The 15,329-nt window shown below is 72.5% G+C and carries 14 protein-coding genes; 1 reads left to right on the top strand and 13 read right to left on the bottom strand.

The window, feature by feature from the left end:
• Positions 1–3: 3 nt before the first annotated feature.
• From AB4880_RS19255 to AB4880_RS19270, 4 genes are all read right to left on the bottom strand, one after another.
• Positions 4–630, bottom strand: coding sequence for a maleylpyruvate isomerase family mycothiol-dependent enzyme (locus tag AB4880_RS19255; RefSeq protein ID WP_367920838.1), 627 nt, complete (start codon positions 628–630; stop codon positions 4–6).
• Positions 631–960: 330 nt separating this feature from the next.
• Positions 961–2,043, bottom strand: a complete 1,083-nt coding sequence (locus tag AB4880_RS19260; protein ID WP_367920975.1) for a branched-chain amino acid aminotransferase — start codon at positions 2,041–2,043, stop codon at positions 961–963.
• Between the two features lie 82 nt (positions 2,044–2,125).
• Positions 2,126–3,229 (bottom strand): 3-isopropylmalate dehydrogenase, encoded by a 1,104-nt coding sequence (locus AB4880_RS19265; protein ID WP_367920839.1) that lies wholly within the window; start codon positions 3,227–3,229, stop codon positions 2,126–2,128.
• 10 nt (positions 3,230–3,239) lie between these two features.
• Positions 3,240–3,419, bottom strand: a complete 180-nt coding sequence (locus tag AB4880_RS19270; protein WP_367920840.1) for a hypothetical protein — start codon at positions 3,417–3,419, stop codon at positions 3,240–3,242.
• A gap of 418 nt (positions 3,420–3,837) precedes the next feature.
• On the opposite strand from AB4880_RS19270, the gene AB4880_RS19275 reads away from it, so the two are divergent.
• Positions 3,838–4,407 carry an O-methyltransferase gene (locus tag AB4880_RS19275; RefSeq protein ID WP_367920841.1) on the top strand — a complete coding sequence of 190 codons (570 nt, stop codon included), beginning with the start codon at positions 3,838–3,840 and terminating at the stop codon, positions 4,405–4,407.
• A gap of 9 nt (positions 4,408–4,416) precedes the next feature.
• Here the strand turns inward: AB4880_RS19275 and AB4880_RS19280 are convergent, their stop codons facing one another.
• Genes AB4880_RS19280 through AB4880_RS19320 form a run of 9 tightly spaced genes read right to left on the bottom strand, consistent with a single transcriptional unit; the run spans position 4,417 to position 15,303 of the window.
• Positions 4,417–5,154 (bottom strand): double zinc ribbon and FHA domain-containing protein, encoded by a 738-nt coding sequence (locus tag AB4880_RS19280; RefSeq protein WP_367920842.1) that lies wholly within the window; start codon positions 5,152–5,154, stop codon positions 4,417–4,419.
• Positions 5,151–6,440 (bottom strand): vWA domain-containing protein, encoded by a 1,290-nt coding sequence (locus AB4880_RS19285; protein WP_367920843.1) that lies wholly within the window; start codon positions 6,438–6,440, stop codon positions 5,151–5,153. Before AB4880_RS19285 ends, AB4880_RS19280 begins: the two co-directional genes overlap by 4 nt.
• A complete protein-coding gene (locus AB4880_RS19290) occupies positions 6,433–7,560 on the bottom strand; it encodes a PP2C family protein-serine/threonine phosphatase (RefSeq protein WP_367920844.1) in 1,128 nt (375 codons plus the stop codon). Before AB4880_RS19290 ends, AB4880_RS19285 begins: the two co-directional genes overlap by 8 nt.
• Complete coding sequence (locus AB4880_RS19295) at positions 7,557–9,983, bottom strand: serine/threonine-protein kinase (RefSeq protein WP_367920845.1); 2,427 nt, start codon at positions 9,981–9,983, stop codon at positions 7,557–7,559. Before AB4880_RS19295 ends, AB4880_RS19290 begins: the two co-directional genes overlap by 4 nt.
• Positions 9,980–11,092: a hypothetical protein gene (locus AB4880_RS19300; RefSeq protein WP_367920846.1), complete on the bottom strand. Its 1,113-nt coding sequence runs from the start codon at positions 11,090–11,092 to the stop codon at positions 9,980–9,982. The genes AB4880_RS19295 and AB4880_RS19300 overlap by 4 nt, the downstream gene beginning before the upstream one ends.
• Before the next feature lie 14 nt (positions 11,093–11,106).
• Positions 11,107–12,045: a glutamate ABC transporter substrate-binding protein gene (locus AB4880_RS19305; protein ID WP_367920847.1), complete on the bottom strand. Its 939-nt coding sequence runs from the start codon at positions 12,043–12,045 to the stop codon at positions 11,107–11,109.
• Positions 12,042–13,304 (bottom strand): GlnX family signal transduction membrane protein, encoded by a 1,263-nt coding sequence (locus AB4880_RS19310; protein ID WP_367920848.1) that lies wholly within the window; start codon positions 13,302–13,304, stop codon positions 12,042–12,044. Before AB4880_RS19310 ends, AB4880_RS19305 begins: the two co-directional genes overlap by 4 nt.
• Positions 13,301–14,788 (bottom strand): AAA family ATPase, encoded by a 1,488-nt coding sequence (locus AB4880_RS19315; protein ID WP_367920849.1) that lies wholly within the window; start codon positions 14,786–14,788, stop codon positions 13,301–13,303. Before AB4880_RS19315 ends, AB4880_RS19310 begins: the two co-directional genes overlap by 4 nt.
• Positions 14,785–15,303, bottom strand: a complete 519-nt coding sequence (locus AB4880_RS19320) for a hypothetical protein (RefSeq protein ID WP_367920850.1) — start codon at positions 15,301–15,303, stop codon at positions 14,785–14,787. Before AB4880_RS19320 ends, AB4880_RS19315 begins: the two co-directional genes overlap by 4 nt.
• Positions 15,304–15,329 lie beyond the last annotated feature (26 nt).

A 15,329-nucleotide genomic window follows, 5' to 3' on the forward strand; every position in this document is an offset into this window, starting at 1 on the left:
ACGTCAGGCGGTGCCGCGCGAGCGCAGCGTCTCCACACCGTCGCCGGACAGCCGGTCGCACGCGGTCGCCCGGCCGGTCATCGCGACGAGCAGGTCGATGGCCCGCCCCTCGACGGCCGGCCCGGAGCCGTGGGACCAGTCCGTGTCGGTGGCGCGCAGGGTGAGCCCGTCGACCCGGTTCTTTCCGCCGATCAGGACGTTCGAGCCCTTGTAGAAGTCCATCACCTCGACCACGGCGTCGGTCGGGTAGTCGTGCGCGATGCCGAGCGGGCGGCGGATGTCCTCGGCGTGGACGATCGCCTCGCCCAGCCAGGTGGTCTTGGGTCCCGGAGGTGCGGTCGTGGACGTCCGGACCGACTCGAACCGCGACAGCGTGTCGGCCGGCGACGTGCCGCTCTGCCGGGCGATGCCGGCTTCGGCGAACTTGTCGAACTTGAAGCCCGCCTTCGCCATCCCGCCGAGGAAGCCCATCGGCCCGGTGCGCGCGGTGTTGGTCATGTGCGCGAGCACGTCGCGCACGCTCCAGCCGGCGCAGAGCGACGGCGTGGTCCACTGTGCGTCGTCCAGGCCGGCGAGGTCGGCCGCGAGGGCGCCCCGCTCCTGTGCGATCGTCCCCCAGAGATCGTCCATGTCGCCGATCCTAGATGCCACCATGGGGCATGCGGGCGCGCCTGGTTGCGGTCGGTGACGCCGTACTGGAGGTGCGCGACCTCGGCAGCGGCGACCCGGTGCTGCTCGTGCAGACCGGCCTGACCGCCGACGAGCTGCTCCCCCTCGCCCAGCAGGCGCCGCTCGCGGGGATGCGGCGGATCGTCCAGCACCGCCGCGGTCGCGCTCACGACGGCGGCCCTCGCGCCGCCCTGGTGGGCCGCCGTACGGCGTCGGGTGCGGGGATGGTTCCCGGCCGCCGGCGACACGATCGTCGCCGGCGGCGCTGGGGCCGTTCTGGGAGGGCGGTGGTTAGCCGCCGACGCGGTGCATCCAGCCGAAGGTGTCCTCGGCCCGGCCGAGCTGGACGTCGACCAGCGCCTGCCGGATCCGCATGGTGAGGTCCTGGCTGGCGGGGGCGGCGGTCTCGCCGCCGTCCCACTTGAGCGCGCCGACCGGGGTGACGACGGCGGCGGTGCCGCAGGCGAAGATCTCGGTGATCTTGCCGCTGGCGACGCCCTCGCGCCACTCGTCGATGCCGATCTTGCGCTCGGTGACGTGGTGGCCCATCTTGCCGGCGAGCTCGATGATCGAGGAGCGGGTGATGCCCTCGAGGATGGTGCCGGTCTCGGGGGTGACGATCGAGCCGTCGTCGAACACGAAGTACATGTTCATGCCGCCGAGCTCCTCGACGTACGTGCCCTCCTGGGCGTCGAGGAAGACGACCTGGTCGCAGCCCTGGGCGTACGCCTCCTGCTGGGCGACCAGGGACGAGGCGTAGTTGCCGCCGGTCTTGGCCGCGCCCATGCCGCCGCGGCCGGCCCGGGTGTACTCCTCGGTGAGCCACAGGGTGACCGGCTTGACGCCGCCCTTGAAGTAGGCGCCGGCGGGGCTGGCGATGACCATGAAGGTGACGTGCTGGGCCGGGCGGACGCCGAGGAACTTCTCCGAGGCGAACATGAACGGACGCAGGTAGAGGCTCTTCTCGCCGCCGTCGGGGTTGCCCGGCACCCAGCGGGCGTCGACCTCGACCAGCGCCTCGACGGCCTGGATGAAGTCGTCGCGCTCGAGCACCGGCAGCGCGAGCCGGTGGCTGGAGCGGATCATCCGCTCGGCGTTGGCCTCGGGCCGGAACAGCCACAGCGACTCGTCGTCGTGGCGGTAGGCCTTCATGCCCTCGAAGGTCTCCTGCGCGTAGTGCAGGACGGCGGCGGCGGGGTCGAGCGTGATCGGGCCGTAGGGCGTGATGCGCGCGTCGTACCAGCCCTTCTCCGGCGTCCACTCGATCGTGAGCATGTGGTCGGAGAAGTGCGTCCCGAAACCCGGGTTGGCCAGGATCTCCGCCAGCCGGGCGTCGTCGGTCGGGTTCGCAGAGAGCGTGGTGGTGATCTGCATGGTCATCAGGTTAGTCCTCGTTAACGCGGGTCGGGAGTGGGCCGTCTGCCCGCGTCCAGGGCGCTGTGCCCTGTACGCCGGCTCAGCCGGCTACTCGCGCGGCGATGGCGTCGCCGACCTCCGGCGTACGACGCTGCTGACCCGGGGTGCGCGCCTCGAGGTCGGCGAGGACGGCGGCCTCGATCCGGGCGGCCGCCTCGGGGTGCCCGAGGTGGTCGAGGAGGAGCGCGCCGGAGAGGATCGCGGCGGTCGGGTCGGCGATGAGCTGGCCCGCGATGTCGGGGGCGGAGCCGTGGACCGGCTCGAACATCGACGGGTAGGTGCGGTCGGGGTTGACGTTGCCCGAGGCCGCGAGGCCGATGCCGCCGGTGATCGCCGCGGCGAGGTCGGTGACGATGTCGCCGAACAGGTTGTCGGTGACGATCACGTCGAAGCGCTGCGGGTCGGTGGTCAGGTAGATCATCACCGCGTCGATGTGGCTGTAGTCGGTGGTGACGTCGGGGTACTCCGCCGCGACCTTCTCGAACAGCCGCCACCAGACCTGGCCGGCGTGGACCAACACGTTGGTCTTGTGGACGAGGGTGAGCTTCTTGCGGGGCCGCTTGCTGGCCCGCTCGAACGCGTCGCGGATGACCCGCTCGACGCCGTAGGCGGTGTTGACCGAGACCTCGGTCGCGACCTCGGCCGGCGTGCCGACGCGCAGCGCGCCGCCGTTGCCGGTGTAGGGGCCCTCGGTGCCCTCGCGGACGACGACGAAGTCGACCTCGCCCTTGCCCAGCACCGCGTCGGAGAGCGGCGAGGTCGAGCCCGGGTAGAGGCGCGAGGGACGCAGGTTGACGTAGTGGTCGAGCTCGAAGCGCAGCTTGAGCAGCAGGCCGCGCTCCAGGATGCCCGGGGGCAGGTTGGGGTCGTTCGGCTTGCCGCCGACGGCACCGAGCAGGATCGCGTCCTGGCCCTTGATCTCGGCGAGCACGGACGGCGGCAGCACCTCGCCGGTCCGAAGGTAGTTCTCGGCGCCGAGGTCGTACTGGGTGCGCGCGAACTTCAGCTCGTCCGGCGCAGCCACCTCGAGCACCTTGAGCGCTTCGGCGGTGACCTCGGGACCGATGCCGTCACCGGGGATGACGGCGAGGTCGACCTGGCCGGTCGCGGGCGTGAAGGGGGTAGCGGAGGACGTGTCGGTCATGACCGCGAGGTTAGTTGTCGTCGGGACGGCCGGCGTCACCGTCTCGCAGGTCAACCGCGTCGAGGACGCCCACCTCGCGGTGGAGCGGGTGCTCGGGGTTGTGCTTGGCCGGGCCCCACTCGGTGGTGCCGCTGTCGCTGTGCGAGGCGTAGCCGGTGGGGTTGGTCCGTCGGTCGGTGGCAGTGAACATCTCGGTGTTCTTTCGTGAGGAGGAGCCGGAGGAGAAGCTGGCGGTCGGGTGAGGCGGGACGGGTGCCCTGCGTCGGTTCCCTCCGCGATGGCTGTCAGCTCGTGGGTCTCACGATGTCGACGGAGTCGAGGGGGTGCGCCGGGCTTGTCGATGTTGGTCGAGTGGCCCGACGCGGGATGGGTGCGCCGCGATCACCGCGGCGAGGTGGCCTCTCTCAGGCCTCGCCGCGGCGCACGATTACGAGAAGAGCGCTCCGCATGGTGGAAGTACTGTACGGCGTCCGGCCGGGCCGCGCGCGCACCGTCTCGGCATTCGGCGTGTTCCTGGGGCACGTCGCCGCCGCGGGCGTGATCGGATCGTGACCGGATGGTGGGACCGGGTGCACGGGATTTGAGACGGCGAATGTAAGACTCGACGCATGAGCGCGCCCCCGGAGCTTCCCGACGTCGTCACTCGCGCTTTCGACGTGTCCCGCCGCGCGGGCTACGTCTCCTTCTGCCGCAACGAGACCGGCCGGCTGCTCGCCGCCCTCGCCGCCACCCGCGAGGGGACGATGGCGGAGTTCGGCACCGGCTGCGGCGTCGGCACCGCCTGGCTGCGCTCGGGTGTGCGCAACGAGAAGGCCCGCATCCTCACCGCCGAGCTCGAGCCCCGCCTCGCCGCCGCCGCCACCGAGATCTTCGTCGACGACCCGCTCGTCGACGTCCTCGAGGCCGACTGGTCGACGCTGATGGACAAGGGCCCGTTCTCGCTGCTCTTCCTCGACTCCGGCGATCCGTCGGCGGTCGGCGTCGACAAGATCGCCGACCTGGTCGAGCCGGGCGGCATCGTCGTCCTCGACGATTTCGTGCCGTGCGAGATGTGGCCGCCGATCACCGGCGGCCGGGTCGACACGCTGCGCGAGGAGTGGCTCACCGACGAGCGGTTCACGACCGTCGAGGTGATGGTCGCGCCGGACGCGTCGGCGCTCATCGCCACCCGTCGCTGATCGCGCTCGCTACACCTCTCCGGGCTGGGCCTTGCGCACCACGATCCGCGTCCACGCGCCCAGGTAGACCCGCGCGTCGGGCGCGATCTCGCGCTTCTCCCCCGCCGGGATCGGGTCCTTGGGCAGCGGGCCGACGGCGTTGCCGAGGTAGGTGCCGTTGGACGAGCCGAGGTCCTCCACCCACCAGCGGGTGCCGTCGGTGGTGAGCTGGCAGTGGCGGCGGCTGATCCCGTTGTCGGCGCCGAGGTCGATGTCGGGGTGGATGCCGCGGCTGCGCGAGGTGCGGCCGACGAGGATCGACGTGGCCCGCAGCGGTACGACGGCCGGCACGCCCGCCGACGGGAGCGGGTCGGTGGACTCCTGGTCGGCGTACCAGTCGGGGTCGATCCAGACCTCGGCGACCCAGCCGGCCGCGAGCGGCGGCGCGACGGGCTCCGGCTTGTCCGCGGGCGGGGCGGAGGGCGCGTCGAGGTCGAGCGGCGACGCCGGCGGCGGGGTCAGCGGACGCGGCAGCGAGCCGGTGGTGAAGTCGTAGCCGCAGGCCTCGCAGAAGAGCGCGTTGGGCGGGTTCGCGGCCTGGCAGTTGGGACACTCGGCGGTGTCCGGGGCCGCGGGCGCGGCCGGAGCCGCGGGAGCGGCTTCGGCCGGAGCGGGCGCCGGGTCCGACGAGCCCGCAGGGATGGGCAGGCCGCAGACGTCGCAGTAGTCGTCGGCCGCCGACTCGTGCCCGGACGGGCAGATGCTCATGCCGTGGGCTCCTTGCGGATCCTCGTGGTCTTGGTCGAGGCGGTGTCGAGGGCCATCTCGTCGGCCTTGTCGACCGCCCGCTTGAGCCGGACGGTGCCGGTCTCCTCACTCTCGACGTCGACCACCTTGCGCAGCTTGGACGTCGCCTCGTCGTTGCCGGTCTCGGCTGCGAGCTGGACGGCGCGGCCGAGCTTGGTCGTCGCGGTCGCCTCGTCGCCGGCGGCCTTGGCCGCCAGGCCCTCCTGGATCATCTGGGCCAGCTCGGCCTGCCCGGTGTAGTGGGCGACCTGCTGGTCGATCCGGGTGGTGAGCTCGGAGTTGTTGGACCAGGTCGCCTTCACCAGGCCCTGCGCGACGACGTCGGAGCCGAGTGCGAGCTGGACGCGGGCGGCGAGCTGCTCCTGGCCGATCGCCTTGGCCGGCACCCGGACGGCGACGTGATAGTCGCGCGACTCGTCAGCCCAGGCGCCCGTCGGGTAGTCGCCGGTGAGCGGGTTGACCGGCGTCCGGCGGTGGGTGAGGTCGTCGACCGTCGGCGAGACCTGGCGCACGAAGAGCACCTCGGCGCCCTGCGGCGTCCAGACCCGCAGCGAGGCGTCGGCGACGCCGCGGGACATGGCGTTGCGCATGATCTCCTGGAACTGCGCGCGCATCTCGGCCGGGCTCGGGATGATGTCGACGGTGCCCAGCAGGGCCTGGGCGATCCGGCGGATCTCGGCGACCTGCCAGTCGGTGCCGGCGCCGCGGCAGTCGGCCTGGAAGTAGCCGGTGGCGCGGTTGATCGCCTCGTCGAGGCGGCCCGGGCGCTCGCGGTTCTCGCCGTCGGTGAGCAGCAGCACGTGGCGCTGGCTGACCTCGGGGACCGAGTTGAAGAGCTGGCCGGCGAGGTCGAGCCAGGTGCTGATCGCCGTACCGCCGCTGCCGACGAAGCGGTCGATCGCGCCGGCTGCCTCCTGGCGGGTGCGGACGTCCATCCGCACCATGCCCGGACCGCTGGAGACCTGCGGGTAGGCGAGCATCGCGCGGTCGGCGCCGGCGATCACGGAGAACCACGTGCCGTCGACGATCTCGGCGAGCGCGGCCTGGGCGGCGTCCTTCGCGGCCGCCATCGTCGCCGGCCCCATCGAGCCGGAGGTGTCGACGATGATGATCTCGCCCGCGTCGCCCGCGCCGGACTGACCGGCCGTGCCGGCGCCCTTGCAGGTGATCGTGACGATCGCGTTGACGTCGGTCCCGCCGTCGGGCAGGAACTCGTTCTGGTAGACGGCGGCGCTGAACTCAGCCATCGCTCGGCTCTCCTCCTGGGGTCGGCGTCTGGTCATTGTGCCCGAGACCCACCCGGGCCACGGCGGCAGTGATGTTGTCGTGCCCGCCCGAGGCGTTCGCGAACGCGACGAGCGCGAGCGCCAGGGCGGCCGGGTCGTCGGTGCCGGCGGCGCGGACCTGCTCGCGCATCGCCTCCGGCTCGGACGCGTAGTTCCACAGTCCGTCGGAGCAGGCCAGCAGCCACCCGGGCTCGGTGACCTCGATGCTGCCGACGGTGGGCGTGAAGTCCTCGGAGTCGCGGCCCAGCCACTTGGTGATCGCGTGCGCCTGGGGCCCGGTCTCGGCGACCTCGCGCGCGATGCCCTCGGCGATCTGGGCCTGGGCGACGGAGTCGTCGGTGGTGAGCTGGACGGGCGTGCCGGCGTCGGGCAGCCAGTAGGAGCGGGAGTCGCCGATATTGGCCCAGCTGATCCGCTGCCCCTCGAGGACGGCGACCGTGAACGTCGCCGACGCCGGGTTGGGCGAGTCGGGGTCGGTGACCGCGACGATGGCGGTGTTGGCGGCCGCGGCGGCATCCGCCAACACCTTGCGTACGGCGGCCTCCCGGCCCTGCGGCGTCCCCATGCCCGACGGCAGCGGCACCCGCAGCACCTCGCGCGCCGCGCGGGCGCCGGCGAGCGAGGCGACGTCGGAGTCGATGGAGTTGGAGACGCCGTCCATGACGATGAGGACCGCGCGCGAGCCCGGCTCGACGCCGGCGAGCAGCGCCATCGCGTCCTCGTTGCGGTTCTTCATCAGCGCCTTGTCGCACACCCCGGCCACCCACGACGCGGGCTGCTCCTGGAAGTGGTCGCGCTCGCTGGGCGCCTTGGTGCCGCAGGAGAGGCAGTAGAGGTCGGGGCCGACCTCTCCCCCGCACTCCGCGCAGGGTCGCCGGCCGGCCGGCACCGGCGGGTCGGGCAGGGCGCCGGCGGGCTTGCGGGTGGGGGCGCTGATCGGCGCGTCACCGAGCGGGTCGCTCGTCGCCGTCGCCGGGGCGGTCGCGGCGGCAGGGACGGCCGCCGTACCGAGCTGGGCGCCGCAGTTCTCGCAGAACCTGGCGCCGGGCGCGAGCGTCGCCCCGCAGGTCGGGCAGGTCACGTGAGGCTCCAGTTCCGGACCGCGTTGGCCTGGTTGACCAGGCTCACCCGCTCCTCGAGGTCGTCGGCGTCGCGGGCGAGCAGGCGCAGCGCGTTCTCCAGTCCGTCGCGGATGCCGGCCTCGGTCGCCTCGACGGCGCCGATCCTGGTGCCGGCGGGGACCTTGACGCCGTTCTGGCTCACCACGGGCAGCGCCTCGGTGAGGATCCGGACGGTGAACCGCTGGCGGGTGGCGGTGTCGACACTGGAGGCGTCGATGGTCCGCATCGCCTGGTCGAGAACGGCCAGGTCGTGCGCGCCGCCGGACAGCAGCACCTCCGCGCGCTGCTGGCGGCTCTCGGTGTAGCCGCGGCTCGTGGTCGGCACCAGGTCGAGCGCGGCGACCGCGCCGACGACGTCCTGGCGCGCGGCCCGCACCCGGGCCATGCCGAACGCGGCCGGCGGGACGTAGGCCGCATCAGTCGACGCGCACACCAGGTAGAGCCCCTCGGCGACCTCCGGCAGGCCACCGCGCTCGCACGCGAACGCCAGCGCCAGCTTGGGCGCGAGCTCGCCGGGGACCTGCTGGTAGACGGCGTTGAAAGACGCCTTCGCGGTCTCCCAGTCCTCGGCCTGGACGGCGGCGAGGCCCTCGATCCAGAGCGCGCGCCACTCCCAGGGGTCGTCGGTGAGCAGGCGCTGCGCGTGGTTCTTGGCGAGCACCGGGTCGCCGAGGTCGAGGGCCGCGCGGCAACGGGCGAGCCAGATCTCGGCGGAGTCCTCGGGCGCCTGCTCGAGGTCCTTGAGCCGCTGCTTCGGGTCGTCGCCGAGCGTGCTCAGCCAGCTGTACTGCGCGTCGGTGGTGTCCTCGCGCAGGCGCGGCAACTGGCTCCACTCGGTGATCGGGCGGGCGGTGGCCGGCGACTCGAAGAGCACCGACGCCGCCGAGGTGCTGGCCGTGCCCGGGCGCTTGCGGGCCACGACCTCGCGCAGCACACCCAGCACCTGGGTGCGCATCTCGTCGACCGACGCGAACCGGTCGGCCGGGTCGGGCGCGCAGCACTTGGCGAGCAGCTGGTAGAGCGAGTCGTTGTCCTGGAACAGCGGCGTGGAGTCGACCGGCGGCAGGCTGTGCAGATAGGTGCCCTGGTAGCCGCGGAACTCCATGCAGAGCACGACCAGCGTGCGGCCGATCGTGTAGATGTCGGACGCGACCGACGGGCCGACCTCGGCCACCTCGGGCGCCTGGTAGCCGACGGTGCCGTAGATCGCCGACTCCTCGTCGTCGATGCGTCGTACGCCGCCCAGGTCGATGAGCTTCATCGCGTCGCCGACCTGGATCATGTTGTCGGGCTTGAAGTCGCAGTAGACCAGGCCGAGGTCGTGGAGGTACTGGAAGGCCGGCAGCAGCTCGAGGATGTAGGCGAGCGCCTGGTCGACGGGGAGCGGGTCGTAGGCGCCCCCGTGGGCGGCCATCCGCTCCTTGAGGATCTGCTTGACGGACTTGCCGCCGACGTACTCCATGACGATGTAGCCGGCGCCGTCGTGGGTGACGAAGTTGTAGATCTCGACGATGAGCGGGTGCTCGACCTGCGCGAGGAACTGCTGCTCGGCGATCGCCGCGGCGAGCGCGTCGGGGTCGCCGGAGTTGAGCAGGCCCTTGAGCACGACCCAGCGGTTGGAGACGTTGCGGTCGCGGGCCAGGTAGATCCAGCCGAGTCCGCCGTGGGCGAGCGCGCCCGCGACCTCGTACTGGCCGGCGACCAGGTCGCCCGGCTTGAGCTTGGGCGTGAACGAGAACGGCTGGCCGCAGTTGGGGCAGAAGCCCTCGCTGCGCCCCGGCTGCCCGTCGATGCCGCGACCGACGGCGTTGCCGCACTTGGCGCAGCTGCGCTTGTCCTCGGGGACCTGCGGGTTGGCCATGATCGCCTTGGCCGCGTCGATCGGCGGCGCCGGCGGGACGACGGTGAGGCCGGCGCCGAGGCGGGCCGAGCGCATCCGCTGCGAGCCGGTGCGGGTACGGCGGGTGGCCAGGCTGCCCGTCGACCCGGCCCGCTTCGAGCCGATCGCCGCGGACTGGACCCGGCTGGCCGCCGTCGCCGACGTCCCCTCGCGACCGGACAGCGGCTGCGACTCGGCGAGCGCCGCGACCTCGGCGACCTTCGCGCCAGGGACGGCGGGCGTGCCGCACACGTCGCAGTAGCCGTCGAGGATCTTGCCGGTGCAGCCGGGCTGCTGGCAGGGCGAGCCGTTGGGAGCGGCGGCGCGGGCGGAGGGGACGCTGACGCCGTTGCTTCCCGCGGCGGCCGCGATGGGCGACTTGACCGTGGCGGTCGCGGCCGCGGGGGTCGTCGTACCGCCGTCGCCGGGCATGCCGCAGACGTCGCAGTAGCCGTCGACGATGCTGCCCGTGCAGCCGGGCTGGGTGCAGGCACCTGCGCTCATGGGGTGGTCTCCTTGGCTAGCCAGGTCTGGTAGGTCGTGACGAGCTGCCGGGCGACGCTCATCGGCGCCGGCTGCCGCTCGAGGACGGCGCGCGCCGAGCGCTCGCTCGCGACCAGGTCGGGGTGGTCGGCGATGCCCGCGGCGCGCGCCTTGGCGACGTACGCGTCGAGGAGACCGACCAGCTGGGTGTGCTCCTCGAGCGCGGCGGCGTAGGCGTGCTGGGCCACCTCGAGCGCCTGCGAGACCCGGCCCAGCCGCTCGAGGTAGGGGCCGATCGCATCGGGGGTGACAGGGACCGGGCCGAGCAGGTCGACGTCCGGGATGGCATAGCGGGGCGCCGGATCGACGGTCGCGACGCAGGTCTCGGCGAGCTTCTGCAGGTCCGCCTCGCGCGCCGCCAGGTCGGCGCGCCGCTCGCGCGCGGAGATGACCTGGTCGCGCGCGTCGCGGCGCCGCGCGTTGCCGACGATGAGGTCGCGCTCGAAGGTCGCCGCCTCGGTCTCGATCGGTCCGAGCATGCCGCCGACGTCACCGCCGCGCTCGGCCTTCGCGGTGATGCCCTCCAGGCGCGCCATCAGCTCGGCGAGCCGGTTGACCGCCGGATCGCGGGAGATCGCCGGCTCGAGCCCGACCTGGTCGCGGATCCGCTCCAGCTGCGCCCGCAGCTCCCGGATCCGCGCCGCCGACTCGTCGGCGCCGGGCACGAGCGACAGCCGGCTGCGCAGCTGGCCGGTCAGCGCGTCGCACAGCCGCCCCGCCTCCGGCAGCGACACCGCCAGCCCGCCCGGCAGCTCGGTCGCGCCGTCGAGCCGCCCCCAGATCAGCGCGGAGATCCGCTCACGCTCCTGCTGGAGCACGCGGCCGCCGTCCCACGTCGCGACGACCAGCTGGTAGCGGTCGGAGATCGCCTTCCACAGCGCCAGCGCGAGCGACATGTCCCCCGCCAGCTCTCCCCCACGGCCCGCCCCGAGGGCGGCCTGGTCGAGCTCGTCGAGCTCGGACCGCCGTACGCGCAGCCAGGTGTCGAGCTCGCCGAGGTACTGCTGGATGGCAGCGGGGTCGAGCGCGTCACCGAGCTTGCCGGGGGCGGTGGGTGCGGTGGTGGTCATGGTGAGGTCCACGGTCACGGGCGGCCGTACTGGGGCTGGAAGGTCGCGGGATCGACCTTGAGGCTGGGGCGCAACCACTTGTCGTAGGACTTCTGCCAGCTCCCGTCGGAGCGCATCTGCTGCAGGACCGCGTTGACGAACGCGACCAGGTCCTTGTCGCCCGCGTTGACGCCGACGCCGTAGGGCTCGTCGGTGAGCGCCTTCTGCTCGGGCACGGCGGCGTAGATGTGGTCCTGTGCGACCAGGCCCGCCAGCACCGTGTCGTCGCCCGTGATGGCGTCGACCTGGCCCTGCTGGAACTTCACCAGGCACCCGGTGTGGGTGTCGGCGGTCTCGGCCTCCGCGTCCTTCTCGATCTTGCGGATGTTGTCGATGCTCGTGGTGCCAGCCGGGGCGCAGACCTTGACGTGGGCCAGGCTCTGCGGGCCCTGGTAGGTCGCGGCGAGGTCGGAGCGCAGCATCACCTTCTGGCCGGCGTGGTAGTACTCCGCCGAGAAGGCGATCTGCTCCCACCGGGCGCAGTTGATGGTCATGTTGCGGACGACGATGTCGATCGCGTGGCTCTGCAGCAGCGGGATCCGATCGGCCGCGTTGATGACGCGAAGCTGCGGCTTGACCCCGAGCTCGCTGGCGATGCGCAGGGCGATGTCGATGTCGAAGCCCTCGATCTTGTTGGTCGACGGATTTCGCGCGCCGAGCAGCAGGGTGTCGGCGGAGACGCCGATCTTGAGGACGCCGGCCTTGCGGATCCGAGAGACGGCCGGGCCTCCCGACCGGTTCGGGTCGTAGGAGCGCAGGTCGGCCGCGGTGGTCTTGCAGGTCGCCGCGGCGGGCGCCGTCGACGTGGTCTCCTTCGGCTTGGGGACCACCGTCTCGGCGTACGAGCAGGCAGACAGGGCGAGCAGGCCCGCCGCGGCGGACATGAGGAGCCCGCGGGATCGCATCCGGCTCATGAGAACTCCCTCCGTCGCTCGCCGATACCTCGGGCCACGCCGATCGCGGCGGCCACGCCGAGCAGCAGGGTGAGTGCGCTCAGCGTCACCGCGAGCCACCGGCCGCTCTCCAGGTCGTCGATCGCGCTGGTCCTGGCCTGGTCGACCTCAGCGGCAAGGTGAGCGTCGAACTTCGCGAAGGCGTCGTTCTTGTCGACCTTGGTCGCGAGCGCGACGGCACCGTCCCAGTTGTTGCCGTCGTCGAGCTTGACGATCTGCGCGTGCTGGGCGGTGTAGACGTGCCAGTCGGACAGGTATCTGCTCGGCGCGTTCTTCTCGACGAGGGCCGCGTCCTTGCCCCAGTCGGCCTCGTTCTGCGCGCCGGAGCCGCGCTTGATCAGCCGCAGGCTCTCGTTGGCCTTGGCGTCGTTGGCGGCGGTGCGGGCGGTCGCGCTGGCGACGGCGTCGTGGAACTTGCCGCTGCGCAGCGAGTCGTTGGCGCTGGCGCGGATCCAGGCACCGGCGACGGAGACCAGCGTGACCACGAGGACGACGATCGCCGCGAACGCCAGGCCCTTGTTGATCCGGCGGCGGAAGGCGCGGCCGAGCTCGCGGTTGAGCCAGAACAGTCCCACCAGCGCGGCGATCCCGATGAAGAGCAGCCAGAACGGGTGCTGGCCGCCCATCGCGCTGTCGGCGCGGTCGGTGTTGGCCTTGACGAGCGCCGTCAGCATCGGCACGCCTTCGGTGCGCAGCTTGTTGCTCGCGAGGGTCTGGTAGGCCGCGCCGACCGGGAAGCCCTGGCGGTTGATGGCCCGGGCCTGCGCGATCGAGGTGGTGTAGTCGTCGACGAGCTTGTTGAGGTCGGCCAGCACGTGGCTGTCGGCCGGCTGCGCGTTGGCGGCGGCGGCGATATTGCTCAGCACGCTCTTGATCTCGCGGTTGTACTCCCCGCGCTGCTCGGTGTTCTCCAAACCACCGACCAGGAAGGCGTTGGTCGCGAGGGCGTCCGCGCGGAACAGCGACGACTGGATGTTCTGGATCCGCACCAGCTGGTCGGTGTCGTCGGCCGCCCGCCCGTCCGCATTCCAGCTCGAGAACTGCACCAGCGCGCTCAGGATCCCGAAGACGATCGCCACGCTCATGCCGATCAGCTGCCAGCGGTTGAGCAGCGCCGGCGTGTCGACGTACGACGGCGCGGGCGCGGGCGCGGGCGCGAGCGCCGCGGCGGGTGTGGGGGGCGGGGATGCGGCCTGGGGGGCGGCGGCGGTCTGGCTCACGACTCCTCCTCGGGGAGGTCGGCGGGCTCGGGGAAGGGGTCGACGACCTCGGCGGGCGGGGCGGTGGCGAGGTCCTCGGGGAGCAGGGTGCGGAGCTGTTCGAGGGTCGGCTCGGCGATGTCGCGCAGCCGCCAGGCGTGGCGGCCGATGGCGGCCTCCATCAGGTTGCGCACGAACCGGGCGTTGCCGAACGACGGGCCGCGCTGGGTGGCGGCGAGGATCTCGCGCAGCCGCGCCAGGACCGGCTCGCCGGCGTCGTAGTCGGCCGCGCCGACCATCGAGGCGAAGATCTCGGCGAGCTCGTCGTCGGTGTAGTCGGCGAAGTCGATCGTGGTGCGGAAGCGGCTCTCGAGGCCCGGGTTCTCGGAGATGAAGACCGCCATCGGCAGCGGGTAGCCGGCGACGATGACGACGAGGTCGTCGCGCTTGTCCTCCATCTCCTTGACCAGGGTGTCGATGGCCTCCTTGCCGTACTGGTCGCCGGAGAGTGAGTACGCCTCGTCGATGAACAGCACGCCGCCCTCCGCCGATGCGACGACCTCGGCGGTCTTCGCGGCGGTCTGGCCGAGGTAGCCGGCCACCAGCTCGGAGCGGTCGACCTCGACCAGCTGGCCCTTGGTGAGCAGCCCGAGCGCTCGGTAGATGCCGGCGACCAGTCGCGCGACCGTGGTCTTGCCGGTGCCCGGGTTGCCGTTGAAGACCAGGTGGCGGGTGATCGTCGGCGACTCCAGGCCGGCCTTCTTGCGCAGCCCCTCGACCCGCAGGACGGCGGCCTGGCGGTGGATCTCGCCCTTCACGTTCTCCAGGCCGGTCAGCGCGTCGAGCTCGGCGAGCAGCTCTTCGACCGTCTTGACCGGCTCCTCGGGCTTCGGCTCCTCGGCGACCGGAGTGGGCGGCTCCGCCGCCTGGGTCTGGACGTCGTCCGCAGCCGGCGTCGCCGGGACGTCCGGCGCGGGCGCGGCGGTGTTGAGCGCGCCGAGCTGGCGTCGTACCTGCTCGCCGACGCGTCGTACCTGGTCGAGCATCTGGTCGCCCAGCCCCGGCACCGGCTGGCGCGCCGGCAGGTCGAACGCCCCGGGCGCCTCGGCCGACGGGGTCAGCGAGGTGCCGCCGAGCTGCGCGGTGGTGACGGTGGTGGCGGCGCCGACCGCGTCGGGACCGGGCTCGCCGAGCTGTGATCCGGCGAGCGCGACGTCGGTGAGCGCGCCGGCGTAGTCGGCGGAGGCGGGCGACTTCGCCAGCAGCAGCGCGGACATGAGCGGCGTCGGGCCGGCGCGGAAGCGGTTGCCCCGCTTGGCGGCGAGCATGTGCTCCTCGGCCGAGCGGGCACGCCCGGTCTGCTCGCACCAGGAGATGAAGGCGCCGCGCGAGCGCTCCGAGACGGTGGCCGCGACCGCCTCCCCCTCCGCACGCGCGGCGGCCTCGTCGAGGCCGGCGGCGCGGGCCGTCGCGACGAGCTCGTCGAGGGCTTCGGCGAGGGTCATGGCGTTCCTAGGGTGAGGTCGGGGCCGCCCGAGGAGGAGTGGCCGAACTTGGCGTCGAGGAAGCGGCTGTGCGCGATCAGGGCCTGCGCGTCAGCCCGGTTGGCGGCGTCGAGGATCTGGTCCATCGTCACGCCGAGCAGCTCGAGCGCCTCGATGAGCACCATCAGCGCGGTCTTCGGTCCGTCGATGGGTCGGGTGTCGGCCCAGTCGCGCGGCAGCCGGAGGTAGGACTGCAGGGCCTCGGGGAGATAGTCGGTCGCCGTCGCGACGACCGAGTACGCCTCCTCGCTGCCGAGGCCGAGCTGGCTCAGCCGCGGCAGCGTCTGGTTGATGGTGCGGGCGATCCGCTCGACCCGCGACACCACCACCGGGGGCGCGTTGCTCGTCGTGAGCAGTGCGTAGACCTGGTTGAGCGCGACCCGGATGTCCTTCTCGGTCGGCGGCGGGGGTACGACGTACTCCGCCTCCTGCGCGGCGCCTCCCCGGCTGCGACGCCACCACGACTTCAGCCCCACCCGAAACCTCTACTCGAACCCGATCC

It is taken from the genome of Nocardioides ginsengisoli, from assembly GCF_039537225.1.
Lineage (GTDB): Bacteria > Actinomycetota > Actinomycetes > Propionibacteriales > Nocardioidaceae > Nocardioides > Nocardioides ginsengisoli.

Excerpts from the sequence above, each read along its gene's own strand:
- AB4880_RS19295 (WP_367920845.1), bottom strand. The coding sequence starts at position 9,983 with ATGAGCGCAGGTGCCTGCACCCAGCCCGGCTGCACGGGCAGCATCGTC.
- AB4880_RS19300 (WP_367920846.1), bottom strand. The coding sequence starts at position 11,092 with ATGACCACCACCGCACCCACCGCCCCCGGCAAGCTCGGTGACGCGCTC.
- AB4880_RS19305 (WP_367920847.1), bottom strand. The coding sequence starts at position 12,045 with ATGAGCCGGATGCGATCCCGCGGGCTCCTCATGTCCGCCGCGGCGGGC.
- AB4880_RS19285 (WP_367920843.1), bottom strand. The coding sequence starts at position 6,440 with ATGGCTGAGTTCAGCGCCGCCGTCTACCAGAACGAGTTCCTGCCCGAC.
- AB4880_RS19255 (WP_367920838.1), bottom strand. The coding sequence starts at position 630 with ATGGACGATCTCTGGGGGACGATCGCACAGGAGCGGGGCGCCCTCGCG.
- AB4880_RS19265 (WP_367920839.1), bottom strand. The coding sequence starts at position 3,229 with ATGACCGACACGTCCTCCGCTACCCCCTTCACGCCCGCGACCGGCCAG.
- AB4880_RS19275 (WP_367920841.1), top strand. The coding sequence starts at position 3,838 with ATGAGCGCGCCCCCGGAGCTTCCCGACGTCGTCACTCGCGCTTTCGAC.
- AB4880_RS19315 (WP_367920849.1), bottom strand. The coding sequence starts at position 14,788 with ATGACCCTCGCCGAAGCCCTCGACGAGCTCGTCGCGACGGCCCGCGCC.
- AB4880_RS19280 (WP_367920842.1), bottom strand. The coding sequence starts at position 5,154 with ATGAGCATCTGCCCGTCCGGGCACGAGTCGGCGGCCGACGACTACTGC.
- AB4880_RS19270 (WP_367920840.1), bottom strand. The coding sequence starts at position 3,419 with ATGTTCACTGCCACCGACCGACGGACCAACCCCACCGGCTACGCCTCG.
- AB4880_RS19260 (WP_367920975.1), bottom strand. The coding sequence starts at position 2,043 with ATGCAGATCACCACCACGCTCTCTGCGAACCCGACCGACGACGCCCGG.